Here is a 15845-nt window from a genome sequence, read left to right on the forward strand (position 1 = left end):
ACGCGATGCGGGCGCACTTGGCCGAATTCGGGATTGCAGCGCCGATTGGCAGAAACGGCATCGAGCAGCTCCTCGACGTGATCGCTGATCCTACCGATGAACGCGTACCGGCCGATGCGCGGTTCTGCCTGGAGATGCTGGCAGCCCAGTTGCGCATCGTAAAGGAGCAGATCCTCGAGAACGATCGTCGCATCCTGGCGAGCGCACGCGAGACCGAGCTTGGTCGCCGACTGATGGAGATACCCGGTGTGGGCCCGCTGCTCGCCAGCGCCATCGTCGCCACGGTTCCTGACCCCGCGATCTTCTGCTCGGGCCGCAACCTGGCTGCCTGGATAGGCTTGGTGCCGCGGCAGAACTCGAGCGGCGGAAAGGAGCGGCTGGGCAGCATCACGAAGGCGGGCCACCAATATCTGCGTCAGATGCTGATCGTCGGCGCTATGGCAGTCGTGCGCTATGCCGAGCGGCACGGGGCTAAGCGGCCCTGGCTTGTGCAACTGCTTGCCAGGCGGAAGACCAAGGTCGCCGCGGTCGCGCTCGCTAACAAGAACGCCCGCATGATCTGGGCGATGATGTCGCCGAGATCAAGGATCGCCACGAAATCACCCGCGGCNACGGGGCTAAGCGGCCCTGGCTTGTGCAACTGCTTGCCAGGCGGAAGACCAAGGTCGCCGCGGTCGCGCTCGCTAACAAGAACGCCCGCATGATCTGGGCGATGATGGCCAGCGGCGAGCGCTATCGCGAGCCGCAGATCGCGTAACAGGATACGGTGCGGGCGACCGCACCGGACGAGGTTGGGAAGGGCGGATAGGAGCTAATGCATCAAGCCGGTTGAACCGCCGGATCGGGAAAACCCACAAAGACCCAAGCACCTCGAGTGCGTGTTTGTGATCGGGACCCGAACCGCGCGAATGGCATTATGGCCAGCGGCGCTATGAGCCGCACTAACAGGTCGGACACATGGCCGCACCAACCAGCATTGCAACGCTACTGTTCAAGCTTGCCAACGGAGGGCCGTCCACACATGGGTCTGGCCGGAAGCCGTACGGCAGGGGGTGATCGCCCAATGTCCGACGCTCAGCTTGGCTTGTTGAGAGCCCAAAAGCAGTCATTCATTAATAGGGGGTGTTCCAGCTTTTTATCCCCGACTGGCAATTCAGAAAAAGCAATCGGAAACCGGGAGAACGATTATATCCGAAAGCGAACCGTTCCCCCGATCGTGCGCGGATCGCTCGGGGAGCCGAGAATGAGGCCAGAGTTGCCCGCTTGGATCGTCAGGTTCTGAATGTAATCGGCGTCGAGCAGATTGCGCGCCCAAATGATCACCTCAAGGCCATCGGCAAAGCGGTAGCCAATGTTGGCGTTGGTGAGATTATACCCGCGGATGTAGGTGAAGCGTGACAGGCTCGGATCACCGTTAAAGCCGCTGCGCGATGCGGTATCGACATGGACGAACGCCTCACCGTTCCCGACCGGTCGTATGTAATCTAGTCCAGCCGTGAGCGCGAAGCGCGGCAGCGAGGCGAGCCGGCGACCGGTGAGGCTGCACTGCGTCGTGGCCGCCGTTTGCACCTCAAGCGGACAAGGGCCGGCGGGATAATCGCTATATTTCCCGTCCGAATAGGCGAAGCTGGTGCGCGCGCTCAGCCCCGGCAGGAGGATCGCGGAGATATCAGCCTCGATCCCCTTTACGGTCACCTCGGAAATGTTCGAAAGATAGCCGCGCAGCTGCACCGTCTGGGTCAGCGAATTTTCGACAACGGTAGCCTGGAAGTCGTGAACCTTGGTGTAGAAGCCGTCGATGTTGAAGATTAGGCGGCGGTCGAACAGCGTGTTCTTGATGCCGATCTCATAGGTCTCGTTGCGTTCCGGTCGTACCACGGCGGTCGCCAACACCGGACGATTGGCGTTGTCGAGCGGGAGGCCGGACATGTTGATCCCGCCCGACTTGAAGCCACGCGCATAGCTCGCATAGGCCATCGTGTTCTCGGTCGCCTGCCACGCGATGTTGCCGCGCCCCGACAGGCTGCCGTCGCTATCGTGCGCCTCGTAGCTTTGCGGTCGGAGTACGCCGAACCGCGCGGTAACGAGCGCGGCGTTGGTCGTCGCGGGACCGCCGGAGACGGTGGTGTTGTAATAGCCGTCCTTTTCTTCCTGCGTATAGCGCAGGCCGAGCGTGGCGGTGACGGTCGGCACGATCCGCCAGTTGACCTCGCCGAACGCGGCGTAACTGAGGCTTCGGAAGTCTGTACGGCCGTCCTGCCCGTAACCGTCAAGCAGGTTGGATGGCACCGGCGTAGCGTTTGCGCCCGTCGTCGTGCCGATTAGATAGCGCGCCGCGGCCGGCCCATAGATGCTGATCGGGCGTCCGACGAGCCTCTGTCGGAAACCATACAGGCCCGCGACATAGGAGATCGGCCCGGAGCCATTCGAGGCCAGACGCAGTTCCTGGCTATACTGGTCCTGTCGCGAGGGAATGTGCTGCGATAGCTGGACGGGGATACCGGTATAGTCGCGGTCATTTTCCGCATCCCAGTTCCAGAACCGCCACGCGCTGACCGAGGTCAACGTCGCAAAGCCCAGGTTCCAATCGGTGATCGCGCTAACGCCGCCCTCGTTCGTATCGACGCCGAGCGGCCCATCGATGTCGGTGACGCGATCATACGGATTGGTGCTGGCCGGTGCATAGCCGAATTGGGCGGCAAGTCCGGCCGGCCCACCGAACTGGCGGTTGGCAGCGCGGAGACTTTGCCCGGCGCGCAGATAGACCTGCCCGCAGCAATAGGCCTGAAAGTTGGCGAAATCGGCAATCACCCGCATCTGGATCGTGTCGTCGGGCTTGAACAGCAACTGGCCGCGTACCGCCTGCGTGCCAAGCGTGTTGGTATCGCGACCGGTGCGAATGTTGTCGATAACCCCATCGCGCCGCGTCGATACGCCCGAGATGCGATAGGCGATGGTATCGGTGATAGGGCCGGAGACCCATCCTTTCGCCTGCACGAAATTGAGCTCGCCATAGGACAGTTCGGCAAAGCCTTCCTGTGTGAAAGTCGGTGCGCGCGTCGTGATGTTCAGCGCGCCGGCCGTCGTGTTCTTGCCGAACAGCGTGCCTTGTGGCCCACGCAGCTCCTCGACCTGCTCGATGTCAGCGAAGTCGAACGCTGCAGTTGCCGGCCGCGCATGATAGACCTGATCAACATAGAAGCCGACGCCTGGCTCCAGCCCGTCGTTCGCCTGGCTAACCGCGACCACACTCGAACCTAGGCCGCGGATCGTGAACGCGGTGTTGCGGGGATTGGCGGAGCTGTAATTGAGGCTCGGGATAAGCGTCGTCAGGCTCTGCGTGTTGAACGTATAGCTCTGATCGATGAGGTCGCCGCCCACCACGGACAGCGACGCGGGCACCGTTTGGGCGTTTTCAGTCCGGCGACGCGCGGTGACGATGACGTCAGGCAAGCCGTCGACGGTCGCGCTCTCAACAGGTTTGCCTTGGGCTGTATCGATCGGCGCCGTCGCCGACTGCGCAAGCGCTGGCGTGACGGAGACAGGCATTGCGGCAGCACAGAGCAAAACTGTGATACGCTTGGACATCGATGAAACCCCCTTCGCGCGGGGCTTGCCCGCTCATTATGTCCGGGCGTATATCGAGGCTGTATTCGCTCGTATATAGAGCGGTTTAAGAATTTGAGCTCCGTGGCGTAAAGTTGTTCAGGCGGGTGGGAGCGGCTGCGGCCGCAGGAAAGAACGCAGGCGTGCATAGGCCGGCTGCTCATTGATCGCAGCGGCGTGCTGCTCCATCTCGCGATAGGCGGCAATGACCTCGGCACCGGTTGGCGTCACCCGCGCACCACGCTCCCGCCCACCGCCGCGAAGAGTTTCGACGAGCGGCGGATCGAAGCACCGGTTCATCTCGTCCACAAGCACCCAGGCGCGGCGATAGCTCATGCCTAGAGCGTGGCCCGCAGCAGTGATTGATTCATGGGCGACGATCGCCTCGAGCAGATCCACCTTACCCGGACCAATGGCTGGCGTGTCGCCGCAGGCGATCTGTACCTTCAGCCAAAGCTGGCCGAGTTTCATCTTACTTGCCGATCATCACGTCACTGGCCTTGACGATAACCGTGACCGTCTCGCCTTCCGCGAGCCCGAGCTCCTTGATTGCCTCTTCGGTAATGTTGGCCGTGACGATCGTCCCGCTGCCAATGTCGACCTTGATTGATCCGTTGACGGCGCCGGGCGTGATACCGACGATGGTGCCGGAGATCTGGTTGCGAGCGCTAATCTTCATCGGTTGTCCCTCATGCAGGTGCGTCGACCACGACGCGTTGTCAGTCCTGTACCCGCTACCGTCATTGATCGCCAAGGTGCGTTCATATCGCGAGGATGAACGAGCGTCCGATGTTGGGAAGCCAGGGAAAGGGCATGAGCGTCCGCTTCTGGGTCTCACTGCGGGAGGGGGCCAGGTGAGTAGCTGCCAAAAGGCCAGACCGCCTCGTCGATGCTCTCGGGAAAGGTGATGGACCGGTGGCGTGCTGCCGACCACCACCTGCTCGACCAACTGCAGATGCGGCTGGCCGATCGATCATCAGGCAACGCATTGTCAGTCTGCTGTGAGGCTGACTCACGGTGAGCAGCACGGCAAGCACCGAGGTAACTTAGGGGCAGCGTAGCGTGGGGGCCGACCGAAATGAACGGCCTTTCCGCTCATTAATTGCGAGCCGACTTGCCGCCGACCGCGCGTCGTGCTCGACTCTCAAGGACAGCGCGGAGACGCCGAGGGGAACTGCCGAAATGACCGACATCACATTGCATTCGCCGAACCTAGATAAGCTCGAAATCGGCAATCTCAGCGCCAAGTTTAGCGCTCGCGGCGACCGGATCCTGCGCTACTATATCGACATTCGGCACAAGACGATGAACCTGCACCGCGAGCTTGGTGCGCCGGAGCTGTTCATTCTCCAGAGCAAAGTTGACGCCCTGTTAGCCGACTGGGACGAGAAGCTGGTCGCGTTCGAGACGAAAAGGCTTTTCCAGACCGGCAAGGGCGCGGCCGACGACATGACCGCCGATGCCATCCGCGACCAGGAACGCATAAGCCGCATCCTCGCTCACACGCTGACCATCGATGACGCCATTGACTGGGAGACGCTGAAGGACCGCAGCGAATACCCGATGCCGTCCCGCTTCCCGGAACCGCAGCCTACCACAGTACCCCGCCCGGAACCCGCCTACGAGGCGTTGCAGATCGGCTTGGTTGATCGGTTGCTCGGCAAGCGCCGCCATCTCGAGGAGCAGGCCGAGACGCGCAACGCCCGCGCCGGCGAGGAGTGGCGGCGGTCGGAAACGGAGCGCGAGGCGCTGCACGCGGTCGCGATGACGAACTGGGAAGCGCGGGAGGCCGCTTTCTGGGCCGAGCACCACGGCGCCAAGGCCGAGCACCTATCCGCGCAGGCCGCTTCCCACTCCAAGGTCGACGCGCTGCGCGACGCGGTCGCCGACCGCGATCCCGATGCTGTCATCGAACACGCATCGCTGGTGTTGGAGAACTCGGACTACGGTGGCCTGTTCGAGAAGTCCTACGAGGTTCAATATCGGTCGGACGACCGCCTGCTGCTGCTGGCCTACGACCTTCCCGCCCCAGACCGGCTGCCGCAAACGAAGTCGGTTAAATTCGTGAAGGCCACCGGCGAGCTGGTCGAGACGAAGATCGCCGAGCGCGACCGCAAGGCCAACTTCGACAGCGCCTGCCACCAGATATGTCTCAGAACCATCCACGAGCTGTTCGAGGCCGACGTCGACGGCAATGTCGATGCGGTTCTTTTCAACGGCATGGTCGAGTCCGTGGATCCGGCCACCGGGCTCCAGCGGCGATCATGCATCCTGTCGGTCCTCGCCAAGCGCGACGATTTCTGCCGCATCGACCTCGCCCGCGTCGATCCCAAGGCGTGCTTCAAGGCGCTTAAGGGCGTCTCTGCCGCCAGCCTCTCCGCGCTCGCGCCCGTCCCACCTGTCATTGAGATGGACCGCGAGGACCGCCGCTTCATCGAAGCCCGCGAGGTCGGCTCCACCCTCAACCAGGGAACCAATCTCGCCTCCATATCGTGGGATGACTTCGAGCACCTCGTCCGCGAGCTGTTCGAGAAGGAATTTCTGAGCCGCGGCGGCGAGGTGAAGGTCACCCAGTCCTCCAGCGACGGCGGCGTCGACGCCATCGCCTTCGACCCCGACCCGATCAGCGGCGGCAAGATCGTCATCCAGGCCAAGCGCTACACCCGCACGGTTGGCGTCGCCGCGGTCCGCGACCTCTACGGCACGGTGATGAACGAGGGCGCGTCGCGCGGCATCTTGGTCACCACCTCCGATTATGGCCCCGATGCCTACCGCTTCGCCAGCGACAAGCCGCTGGCACTGCTTAACGGCGCTAACGTGCTGCACCTGCTTGAGAAGCACGGCTATCAGGCCAGCATCGACGTTGCCGGCGCACGCGCCGCGCGGTTTCAATGAGGTAGCCGCCGATGGGTGCAGCGAAGGACGACAGATCACACCAGCACCATGCTTGAACACTTCAACGGCGGTCCTTCACAAACCAGCTGTGAAGCAACGTGGGTCCTGCTTCAGCCGATGAACGAACGGCCGTAGCTGGGAGACGAAAAATGCGGCTTGAGTGTCGTCTTGTGGGTCTGGCCGACCGCCGTAGGGCAGGGGACTGTTCGCCCAATGCTAGCCGCCAAGGCAATTCCCGTTTTCCCGTGCCTGGTAGGCAATTTCGGAAAACTAAATCGGGAACAGATTTCGAGAAAATGGCTCGTTCAGCGGTTGTGGCAACAACATCAATCTCCGTTTTCCCGTTCTACCTTCCTTTTCGGTAAGCTCACATGGCATTTAGAAACACGACTATTGTCGGACTATCATGCGTGCGCGAGGCATGTTGCCGAGTACGTATCTATTTCGCCTTTACTGTTTGAGAAGGCGTTGGGGGAGCCAATCGTTTATTAGATCAAGAGTGGCAGGATCAGATATAGGCCATCCTTGATAGTCCCTCTTTCCGGATGCCGTTAAAACAAGCGGTTTGAAACCGTGTTCGACGTTGGGCATCTCGACGATCGTAGCATCGTTGTTCTTGCTCAAGGCGCGCCTCGCCTCCGGTATGCTAAGCGCGCTGGATACGACCGTGTCGTCTGCCGCATAAATCGCCAGAACTGGGGCACGAACCTGCGAAAGAATCTGACTGGCGGCAACGGTGTATAGGGATGACGTTGCCGGATCGGCCAATGTTTTCACCGCACCTTCGGCCTGATCCCGCTTCCATCCACCGGCGACAAACGACTGGACCAACGACATACGACCACCAGCGATAGTTTCACGGGACGCAGTTGTCGTAAGTGCATTGAGATAGAAGCGCGTAGCACCGACGACGTCCTCGACAGCCTTCGATTCCATCCCAGAAGTCGCCAGTTTTAGCCGCATCGCATCGAGGAACATCACCCCGCGCTCTCCCGCCGGGGCGGCCAGCGCGACAACAGCGGCAATAGGCGGGTTCTCGACAGCAAGCGCCGGCCCGATCACTGCCCCTTGGCTCAACCCCAATATCGCAATGCGATCTTTGTCGATGAGGTCACCGCGCGATCGCAGATAGGCAAGCGCCGCACGGGCATCGCGTTGCGCGGGTTCCATAGCATCATCGAATGTACCCGTAGATTGCCCTACACCTCGTTTGTCGAAGCTGAGCGTCACTATCCCCTTCGCATGTAGCCTTGCTTCCAACAGCGGATAAATGCCGTGAGGTGAAGCGCCGCCTCCGCCTAGCAGCAACACCGCAGGCTTGCGCGTCTCGCCAGAACGCGGGACATGCAATTCGCCAGCAAGCATGACCCCCGGTTCGGATTTGATACGCACCTGCTCCGCTTGTATTAAAGCCGCTGGGGAAGCATCGGCGTGTGCGTGTACCGGCCCGGAAAGAATCAGGTATAAACTTGCAGAAACGAAGATGTGCGCGCGTCCTTTACTAGTCATGATGGCTCCTCTCCTATTCTATTATGGTCGCCATGATACGACCCGATCGGCATCCCGGAAACACCATCGTTTTTGCCAAAGGCGGTGCCACGCTATGTCGGCTATCGCCATCGCCGTTCCCGTAAGCGGACATTCCGCTTTCCTGCCCATCTCGGCCGTTCCGCTGCTGCACCGTTGCGAATGTTTAGCTAATATGAAATCATCAAGCCATGATGATCAGTACCGGCGGATGTCAGTGCGGAGCGGTGCGGTTCCGGGTTGAGGGCGAACTCGAAGAAGCCTCCATCTGCCATTGTCGAATGTGCCAGAAGGCAACTGGCGGACTGTTCGGACCCTACGTCGGAGCTCCCTTCAGTGCAGTGAGCTGGACCCGTGGCCGGCCCGGTTATTTTCAGAGTTCAAATAAGGTGCGTCGTGGATTTTGCCGGGATTGTGGCACGCCCCTCACCTTCGAGTACGGTGAGGGGAACATCAGTTTCGCGCTCGGTGCCATGGATAAACCGAACTTAGTCAAGCTGTGCGAGCAGCTTGCTTCTCCTGAGCGCATCGCGGACTTTGAGGCGTTGGCAAATCTTCCGGAACACCCAATAGATGAGCCGCGAGCCGCCGCGCACTTGGCCGGAATTATATCATTCCAGCACCCTGATTTTGATACCGCAGATTGGCCGCCAAAGAGATAAGCGGGGGTCCGCTTTCCTCGGATCCGGTCCCTAAAGCGGACGGTCCGCTTTCCTTCCCTTACCGGACACTAAGTCGTTCGGTCATGTGCGATTGCTGCGATCGCACGTGCGGCATTGCGGTAGTGGACGATCGCTCGGTCAATCAGCTCCGCCGAGAGCCCCGGCGACGTAACGCAGGCGAGCATAATACAGTCGCAGGCCAACCGTGTCGCGGAGGTGGCTCGTTCACGATACGCGTCAGATATGGACAGCGCGGGGGGATCGGTGGCGACTGATCCGGCCGACGGGACGGTTGGATACCTTAGCATGGCCGCGATATCGGCGTTTACGCTTAAGGAAGTGCTGATACCATCCGCCAAACGGTTAAAAACGCGCAATAATTAATGGCGAACAACATAAAGAGCCCAAGAGCGGTGCTTCCGTTTCCCTCCCAATTATCGCCGTTCAGCGGTCCGATATGTAAAACCCCAGTTGAATCACGACTGCACGACAAACAGGTGTTTTCCGATGGCAACATCTCGATCGCCGGAAAACCCGTCGCCAATCCCGATTGGCGACTATCGCGTGCTTTCGACAGGGGCCAGCGGCAAAACGGCCATTCTCTAAGCGCGATCTCTTGCGTTTCTCCGTCTCCGATTGGCCAGTTCGGGAAAGAGCAATTGGGAACAGATTACGGGAAAGCTGGTGCCACAGACAGCTCTCGGTACCATCGGCCGGGCGAATGATCAGCGGCCTACCGACATCAGAGCTTCTTGTCTTGAAGCCAGGTACGGATTGCCTGGGCAAGTTCGACTTTGCTCTCGACCGGGAGCCAGTGCGCGCCTTTCAGACTGGTCACGCTAAGGTCGGCGCAGGCGGCGCGCATCGGGTCGCCCGAGCGGTTGCCGTGGATGGTATTGATCGCGTCCCAATTGCCGTTGACGAACAGCACCGGTTTCGAGATGCGACCCGCATTGGGTGACCGGCGTGCATAGGCCACGTTCGCAGCGTCGTTCATGTACCACGCACAGGGCGCGCGAAAGCCGTGCGCCTCATACGTCTTCACGAGCATCTCGAAATCGGCTGTCGGCCAGAGTGCAGGATCGGGCTTGGTCGGCGGGGCACGGTGCGCAGTCCCGAACCGCCCGCCCTTTTGCGTGACCATGGCATTCGGCGTCGGCTTGCCGATGCTGGCGGGATCGCCGCGCCGGTAGATCGATGCCAGCGAGGCAGTCTTGTCCGCATCGAGGTCGGCGACGGCGGAGTCGAAATGCTTCGTGTAGTAGCGATAATAGTCCCACTGGCCGTCGGGGTATGTGTCGGTCGGATAGATCGTCCGATCGACCAGCGGGACGAGGGTCGGCAGAGCGTTGGTGGTGGGGAAATAGGGTACGGAAATCAGCACCAAGCCGCGGCTACGGTCAGGCTGATGCGCGACCAGCTCGCCAGCGACGACGCTGCCCCAGTCGTGACCGACCCAGATCGCGGGCTTGCCGCCGAGATGGTCATGCAACTCCGCCATGTCCGCCACGATCGCTTCCAGTGTATAGGCGTGGTTGGCAGCGGGCGCAGACGAGCCGCCATATCCGCGCATGTCGGGCGCGACGCAGTGCCAGCCTTCGGCAGCGAACGCCGCCATCTGGGCGCGCCAGATCAGGCTGAGTTCCGGCCATCCGTGGAGAAACATCATCAGCGGTCCGTTCGCCGGCCCGGACTCGAGATAGTGCGTCGTATGACGGGGTGTACGGAACGTGCGCGACGCCAGCGTCGGCACCGGGGCGGGCGTTCCCCAGGCGGTGCCCGGAACCGACACGGCGCTCAACATAGAGGCCGCGCCCATTCCCGCGAGAATGGAGCGCCGACTAATCGGTGGCGCATCAGCGGACGCTGGGGAGTGGAGCGGGGTGGCGGCGGTGTTCGGGATCAAGGTCATGCCGCATCATACGGGAATCGCTTTCACTTCATTATCCTGATAATCGCGGATGAGGCTTCAAGCGAAACTTACAGGTGCGGGATGCGGCAGAAGGACATCGTCGACGGCGTGGCCGTGTTCGTGGCGGCAGCGGAAGCCGGCAGCTTTTCCGAGGCCGCGCGGCGTCTCGGCATCTCGCCCTCCGCGGTCAGCCAATCGATCGGTAGCCTCGAGGAACGGCTCGGTACCTCGCTGTTTCGCCGATCGACCCGCAGCCTGAGTCTGACGGATGTCGGCAACGACTATCTGCTCGCCGCCGCGCCCGCCCTGTCGCAACTGCGTCAGGCCGCAGAGGAAGCATCGGGTCGCGCGGGACGGCCTGCGGGTCCCTTGCGCCTCACGATGCCGCGCGCGCCCTTCGATCTGCTGATTGCCGGGGCGCTGGTGGACTTCCAGAACAGCTATCCCGACGTCGAACTCGAGATCGCCGTCGAGGCGCGTCTGATCGACATCGTCAAGCAGGGCTATGATGCGGGGCTGCGCTATGGGAATTGCATCGAGAAGGACATGGTCGCCGTCCAGGTCGCGCCCAGGTCGGAAGCGGTTCTCGTCGCGTCGCCCGAGTATCTTCGCGATCGACCGAAACCGCGTGTTCCCGGCGATCTGCTCGACCACCGCGCGGTGATGTGCCGCAGTCAGATCACGGGCCTTGTCCTGCCGTGGAACCTGGAGTCGGGCGGCGATAGCGTGCAGATCGCCCCGCCTGCGCCAACGATCGTCCACGACCTCGCGTCTCAAATCGACCTCACCGTCAGAGGGCTCGGGATCGTCAACGCGCCGGCGGCGTACGTGTCCAGCCTCGTCGGTGCCGGCAAGCTGGAGCGTGTGCTTCCCTCATGGTCTTCCCCGATGGAACCGGTTTTCCTCTATTTCCCGAGCCGCCGTCATCAATCAGCGGCGTTGCGGGCCTTCGTCGCGTTCTTGAAAGGCTGTTCTGTCCCTTCGTTGAATGGAAGTGGCCAAGCCAAACCCACCGTTCATGACCTGGCACAAGGCGTTATGGCGGGATAAGGATATGCGAGGACGACATGATCGCTCCTGCGCAGGCTGTGTCTGAGTGCTAACGCCCCTAGATGTCCTGGCAATTGGTACTGGCGTTGGCGTGCCGTCCGACCCTTCAGTTTTCGCCCGAGTCTGTCGCAAAAGCCGGGGTCGGCATCGGGCAAGCCCATGGTTTCGAACAGTTGGGCCCAGGCGATGCCTCAGGCGGGTGCCATCTGCGTCGGCATTGGGATCAGCTTGGCCATTTTGCGGAGGTGCTGGGCGGCAGCAACGAATTCCCAAGCTTAGTCAGCGCGGAGATGAACTGGCGTCCGAAGTTGGGTAGCGGGGAAGGGCGGGCAAGCGTCCGGGTTTGGGTTCTAGCACCCGCCACGGCTACGCTAGAAGTCGACCACCCCAAGCCATTGACCGACAGACATGTGAATCGTCGCTCCAGCCGAAATTCGCCGTTCCCCGTATATCGAGCCGCCGGGCAGCGACGCGCAAGGAAATTGGGCCGTAGATCTTAGGGTGGCATTCCCGGAAGCCATCTCACCCCCTTCGAGATCGACGGTTCCGGGTCTGCGAACTCAGTCCCCGCTTCGATCGGCAGACATCGCCACCTCGCGCTGCTGCTCGATCTTCTGAAGCCGATCCGCCAGAGCGGTGGTAATCGAAGCGTAAGCGGTGCTGCCCAACGCAAGCCGGAGTGCTGGCCGTTCGGCATCGGCGGCGGCGATCATGGCATCGGCGCATTTCGCGGCGTCGCCCTTGATCGCGAAGCTGCCGTCAAAAACGCCGCGCCGAACGGCGCCAGCGGGCGTATCGTCGTAAATCTGCATTGGCACGGCATCATCCATCGTGCTGGCGAAGCTCGTAGCAGTGGGGCCCGGTTCGACCAGGATGAAGTCGATCCCGAACGGAGTCACTTCTTGGGCCACCGCTTCGACAAAGCCCTCGATACCCCATTTCGTTGCGTGATAGACGCTGAAATTGGGATAGGCGATCTGTCCACCTTCCGACGAAACCTGCATAATGCGGCCCCCGCCCTGGTCGCGCAGGTGGGGCAGGCTTGCGCGGATAACTTGGATCGATCCGGTAAGATTGGTGGCAATTTGTCGATCGATCTGGGCGTCGCTGACCTCCTCTGCTGCTCCAAACAAGCCATAACCGGCATTGCTGACGATGACGTCGATCCGTCCCATCGCACGGAACGCGCCTTCGATCGTAGCCCGCACCGCAGCGGTGTCGGTCACGTCGAGTGTCACGATCCGCAGATGATCGCCGTAGCGCTCCACGAGATCGTTAAGCGCCCCGGCGCGGCGCAACGTGCCGACCACACGGTCGCCCCGCTCGAGCAATTTTTCCGTCATTAAACGGCCAAGACCGGCCGAAGCGCCTGTAATGAACCATGTCCTCTGCATCTAAGTAACTCCTGAGCAACTGCGGGCAGAGATAGGCCAGCGTGATTGATCCGAGTAGCGAGGCCAATCGGCATGCCCTAGTGAAAGATCTGCACCAATGCCCAAGCCAAACCTGGCCGACCTTACGGCCTTCGCCAGCATCGCCGAGCATCGCAGTTTTCGCCGCGCTGCCGATGCGCTGGGCGTGTCGCGATCATCGCTCAGCCACTTAATGCGCACGCTCGAGGGTACCCTAGGTGTGCGGCTGCTTCATCGTACGACTCGCAGCGTCGCGCCGACCGAAGCGGGGGAGCGTCTGTTGAAACGCCTTGCGCCGGTTCTTCGGGACCTCGACGAGGCGCTGGATGGCGTGTCTGACGACAGCGGTCAGCCGAGCGGTACGCTCCGCATCAATGGCAACGAGACCGCGGCCCGCCTGCTGCTTGGAACGGTTGTTCCGCTCTTTCTCGCGCGCTACCCGCAGATGTCGATCGATTTGGTAAGCGAAGGGCGCTTGATCGATATCGTTGAGCAAAAGTTCGATGCGGGCATACGGCTCGGAGAATCAGTGCCGCAGGACATGATCGCAGTGCGCATTGGTGGCGACATGCGCTTTGTCGCGGTAGCGTCGCCTGCCTATCTCGCGGCGAACTCGCCTCCGGTCCACCCTGACGATCTTCGTCAGCACCGCTGCATCCGGCAGCGATTACCGAGCGGTAAGCTCTATCGCTGGGAGTTCGCCAGACATGCCCAGGAGATTACAATCGACGTGCCGGGGGTGCTGACGCTCGATCACAGCGGCCTGATGGTGGAGGCGGCGATCGACGGCCTCGGCATCGCGTTTGTCCCCGAACACGTTGCACGTGCGGGGCTGGACAGCAAAAAGTTGGCGATCGTGCTGGAGGATTGGTCCCCCGCGATCCCTGGTCTGTGCCTCTATTATCCGGGCAACCGGCATATTCCGGCTGGTCTTCGCGCATTCATCGACATGATAAAGGCCTTCATTTTCTGATCCGGGTGCCGCTGGCTTTTGACGGAACAGCGGGGGGTAGGCGGCTAGCGGCCAGTGACACTCGTTTAGCGGCGCGATTTGGACATAATCATCAGAAGCTGCCGTACGATCCGCCTGATGGAATAGCCGTAAAGTCCCACTTATTGCCGTTTTAAGCTTCGCCAGTTGTCCCTCCGACCTCGATGATCTGACGTGAATGAACGTCCGCAATTGGGTAGAGCAGGGGAGTGCTGAATGGCGGCTAATGGATCCTATCGGCCCACGCTGCCGGGCAGTTCCGCGCACACCCGGACGTTCGGGCTGACGATCCAGGCTCCCGATAACGGCCATTCGTTAAGCGCGATCGTTCTCATTTTTCCATCTCCGACAGGCCATTTCGCGAATGAGCAATCGGGAACAGATTTTGGGAGACGGGGTGCCGCGGACGGATCTCGGCGCGATCGCCCGGACTGCTGTCCCGCTCCACGTTCCCAATCGAGAAAGCCGACTCAACACACAGCAACGCGGATTATTTTGACTGCGGCAGGCGTGCGACCATCGCATCGAAGGCTGCAAGGTCATGGCGTTGTCCGGCCGCCCTCCCGACAGGCAGATTCGCCGGCAGACCGAACTGGACGCGGCCGGGCAGTACCACGTCGAGCACCGTGTACCATTCGAGTAGTGCGGGACGCAGCCGCGCATGAAGATCAAAATTGCGCCTGCGCCGGCTAGCGTCGGTCATCGCCTGTCGTCGTGCCGTCTCCACATCGGTATCTGCGACGAGATAGCGGTCAGCGAACCCGATCCGGCCATCGGCAATCGTTTGGCGGGTTGCGGCCAGTTCGAGCGACCAGTGGCGTTCGGACGCCTCAGCGATCCGCCATAGGCACCAGACATAATGCAGCTTGAGAGGGTCGGTGTCGCACAGGGCATGGCCCGTCGCACGCTCCACGGCCAAGGCCGCCTGCCATCGATCGACGTTGCGCTCCGCCCAAAATGCAGCTGCGCCTGTTGAATTGGCGACGCGATCGGGCGCTCCGGCAATTCTGCCGTTCTCTGGAACGACATGCGAACCGCCATGCCGGGCGCACCAGGTGCTTTTACCGCTCGCACTGATACCTTCGACGACAACGATCATGACAGCATCCTATCGCCGGATGCGGCGACCGCTGCCAAGCAGTGATTCCCGCTTGGGCATCGATTCCGAGAACGCCGTTCCGGCTCGCTGGCCGTTCATATTTGGGAAGACCGGAATCAGTAGAAGTCCCCAATAGCGGACAGTGGTGATGTCGATATTCATGAGTTATGAACGCCACAGGTTCGCAAGCTTCATGATCTCGTCGCTCCCGCCAGGCCAGAATGGGCCAATGAACATTCGCTTAGCTTCTGCGGATCGTTGCGAGCGAACGTGAAGTATCACCTTCATGCTACCCGAAGCGCGGTCAAATTGATCCCACGTCCAATGCCGGTCGACCAATATTCCTCTGAAACGAACCCCCTTAGTCGAGAAAGTAAGCGTGCGCGGACGAAAGAGTGGAATAACCGTGCTCAGCCATAGAGCACAAAAAGCAGCGGCGACGACTAAAAGGGCACCGACCATAGAAATCCCCCAACCGCGAATCACGGCCACAAAGGCGAGGCAAGGGAAGAATAGGCCGGGTGTTGCCAAAACGATGGCTAGAGGCAAAAACGGCCAACGAGAGGTTCTGATCTGCATATTCTGTACTCAAAGCCCCTGATCGGATGTTCGCAGCAAGCTGTTAATGGACGCTTACTTCCTCAATCCGGACGCTCCCGAAATTCGATCGGGAAATGGGAACGGCCCACGG

At 61.2% G+C, this 15845-nt stretch carries 13 protein-coding genes; 5 read left to right on the plus strand and 8 right to left on the minus strand.

Annotated features, from left to right (window positions below; translation table 11 throughout):
* Positions 1 to 5: 5 nt before the first annotated feature.
* Positions 6 to 610: IS110 family transposase (locus ASE79_RS22085; RefSeq protein WP_416354526.1), on the plus strand; the 605-nt coding region annotated here is incomplete at its 3' end.
* A 575-nt stretch (positions 611 to 1185) separates the two neighbouring features.
* Here ASE79_RS22085 and ASE79_RS19575 read toward each other — a convergent pair.
* The 3 genes from ASE79_RS19575 to ASE79_RS19585 all read right to left on the minus strand — a co-directional run bounded on the left by ASE79_RS19575 (position 1186) and on the right by ASE79_RS19585 (position 4285).
* Positions 1186 to 3588: a TonB-dependent receptor gene (locus tag ASE79_RS19575; RefSeq protein WP_056420853.1), complete on the minus strand. Its 2403-nt coding sequence runs from the start codon at positions 3586 to 3588 to the stop codon at positions 1186 to 1188.
* Positions 3589 to 3705: 117 nt separating this feature from the next.
* A complete protein-coding gene (locus ASE79_RS19580; RefSeq protein WP_056420858.1) occupies positions 3706 to 4077 on the minus strand; it encodes a winged helix-turn-helix domain-containing protein in 372 nt (123 codons plus the stop codon).
* 1 nt (position 4078) lies between these two features.
* Positions 4079 to 4285, minus strand: coding sequence for a TOBE domain-containing protein (locus ASE79_RS19585; RefSeq protein ID WP_056420994.1), 207 nt, complete (start codon positions 4283 to 4285; stop codon positions 4079 to 4081).
* A gap of 503 nt (positions 4286 to 4788) precedes the next feature.
* Between ASE79_RS19585 and ASE79_RS19590 the strand changes: the two genes are divergently transcribed.
* A complete protein-coding gene (locus ASE79_RS19590) occupies positions 4789 to 6501 on the plus strand; it encodes a restriction endonuclease (RefSeq protein ID WP_056420862.1) in 1713 nt (570 codons plus the stop codon).
* Between the two features lie 450 nt (positions 6502 to 6951).
* Here ASE79_RS19590 and ASE79_RS19595 read toward each other — a convergent pair whose 3' ends face one another.
* Complete coding sequence (locus ASE79_RS19595) at positions 6952 to 8010, minus strand: alpha/beta fold hydrolase (protein WP_082445477.1); 1059 nt, start codon at positions 8008 to 8010, stop codon at positions 6952 to 6954.
* A gap of 209 nt (positions 8011 to 8219) precedes the next feature.
* Here ASE79_RS19595 and ASE79_RS20595 point away from each other — a divergent pair, with 209 nt between their 5' ends.
* Positions 8220 to 8690, plus strand: coding sequence for a GFA family protein (locus ASE79_RS20595; protein WP_082445478.1), 471 nt, complete (start codon positions 8220 to 8222; stop codon positions 8688 to 8690).
* Between the two features lie 742 nt (positions 8691 to 9432).
* Here ASE79_RS20595 and ASE79_RS19600 read toward each other — a convergent pair.
* The gene (locus tag ASE79_RS19600; RefSeq protein WP_200910424.1) at positions 9433 to 10482 is read right to left on the minus strand and encodes an alpha/beta fold hydrolase; all 1050 of its coding nucleotides are present in this window, start codon (positions 10480 to 10482) and stop codon (positions 9433 to 9435) included.
* Positions 10483 to 10683: 201 nt separating this feature from the next.
* On the opposite strand from ASE79_RS19600, the gene ASE79_RS19605 reads away from it, so the two are divergent.
* Entirely contained in the window at positions 10684 to 11652 is a 969-nt protein-coding gene (locus ASE79_RS19605) for a LysR family transcriptional regulator (RefSeq protein WP_056420869.1), read from the plus strand.
* Between the two features lie 560 nt (positions 11653 to 12212).
* Here ASE79_RS19605 and ASE79_RS19610 read toward each other — a convergent pair.
* On the minus strand, positions 12213 to 13046 hold the full coding sequence (locus ASE79_RS19610) for an SDR family oxidoreductase (protein ID WP_056420870.1): 834 nt from the start codon (positions 13044 to 13046) through the stop codon (positions 12213 to 12215).
* A gap of 97 nt (positions 13047 to 13143) precedes the next feature.
* Between ASE79_RS19610 and ASE79_RS19615 the strand changes: the two genes are divergently transcribed.
* Positions 13144 to 14037, plus strand: coding sequence for a LysR family transcriptional regulator (locus ASE79_RS19615; protein ID WP_056420873.1), 894 nt, complete (start codon positions 13144 to 13146; stop codon positions 14035 to 14037).
* 508 nt (positions 14038 to 14545) lie between these two features.
* Here the strand turns inward: ASE79_RS19615 and ASE79_RS19620 are convergent.
* Positions 14546 to 15154, minus strand: coding sequence for a hypothetical protein (locus ASE79_RS19620; RefSeq protein ID WP_056420874.1), 609 nt, complete (start codon positions 15152 to 15154; stop codon positions 14546 to 14548).
* Positions 15155 to 15163: 9 nt separating this feature from the next.
* Entirely contained in the window at positions 15164 to 15316 is a 153-nt protein-coding gene (locus tag ASE79_RS21345) for a hypothetical protein (RefSeq protein WP_162237078.1), read from the minus strand.
* Positions 15317 to 15845: the final 529 nt, after the last annotated feature.

The sequence above is a fragment of the Sphingomonas sp. Leaf28 genome, from assembly GCF_001421685.1.
Classification (GTDB): domain Bacteria; phylum Pseudomonadota; class Alphaproteobacteria; order Sphingomonadales; family Sphingomonadaceae; genus Sphingomonas; species Sphingomonas aurantiaca.

Bases quoted from the DNA above. Each gene is read 5' to 3' on its own strand.
- ASE79_RS19575 (WP_056420853.1), bottom strand. From the start codon at position 3,588: ATGTCCAAGCGTATCACAGTTTTGCTCTGTGCTGCCGCAATGCCTGTC.
- ASE79_RS19580 (WP_056420858.1), bottom strand. From the start codon at position 4,077: ATGAAACTCGGCCAGCTTTGGCTGAAGGTACAGATCGCCTGCGGCGAC.
- ASE79_RS19585 (WP_056420994.1), bottom strand. From the start codon at position 4,285: ATGAAGATTAGCGCTCGCAACCAGATCTCCGGCACCATCGTCGGTATC.
- ASE79_RS19590 (WP_056420862.1), top strand. From the start codon at position 4,789: ATGACCGACATCACATTGCATTCGCCGAACCTAGATAAGCTCGAAATC.
- ASE79_RS19595 (WP_082445477.1), bottom strand. From the start codon at position 8,010: ATGACTAGTAAAGGACGCGCGCACATCTTCGTTTCTGCAAGTTTATAC.
- ASE79_RS20595 (WP_082445478.1), top strand. From the start codon at position 8,220: ATGATGATCAGTACCGGCGGATGTCAGTGCGGAGCGGTGCGGTTCCGG.
- ASE79_RS19605 (WP_056420869.1), top strand. From the start codon at position 10,684: ATGCGGCAGAAGGACATCGTCGACGGCGTGGCCGTGTTCGTGGCGGCA.
- ASE79_RS19610 (WP_056420870.1), bottom strand. From the start codon at position 13,046: ATGCAGAGGACATGGTTCATTACAGGCGCTTCGGCCGGTCTTGGCCGT.
- ASE79_RS19615 (WP_056420873.1), top strand. From the start codon at position 13,144: ATGCCCAAGCCAAACCTGGCCGACCTTACGGCCTTCGCCAGCATCGCC.
- ASE79_RS19620 (WP_056420874.1), bottom strand. From the start codon at position 15,154: ATGATCGTTGTCGTCGAAGGTATCAGTGCGAGCGGTAAAAGCACCTGG.
- ASE79_RS21345 (WP_162237078.1), bottom strand. From the start codon at position 15,316: ATGAATATCGACATCACCACTGTCCGCTATTGGGGACTTCTACTGATT.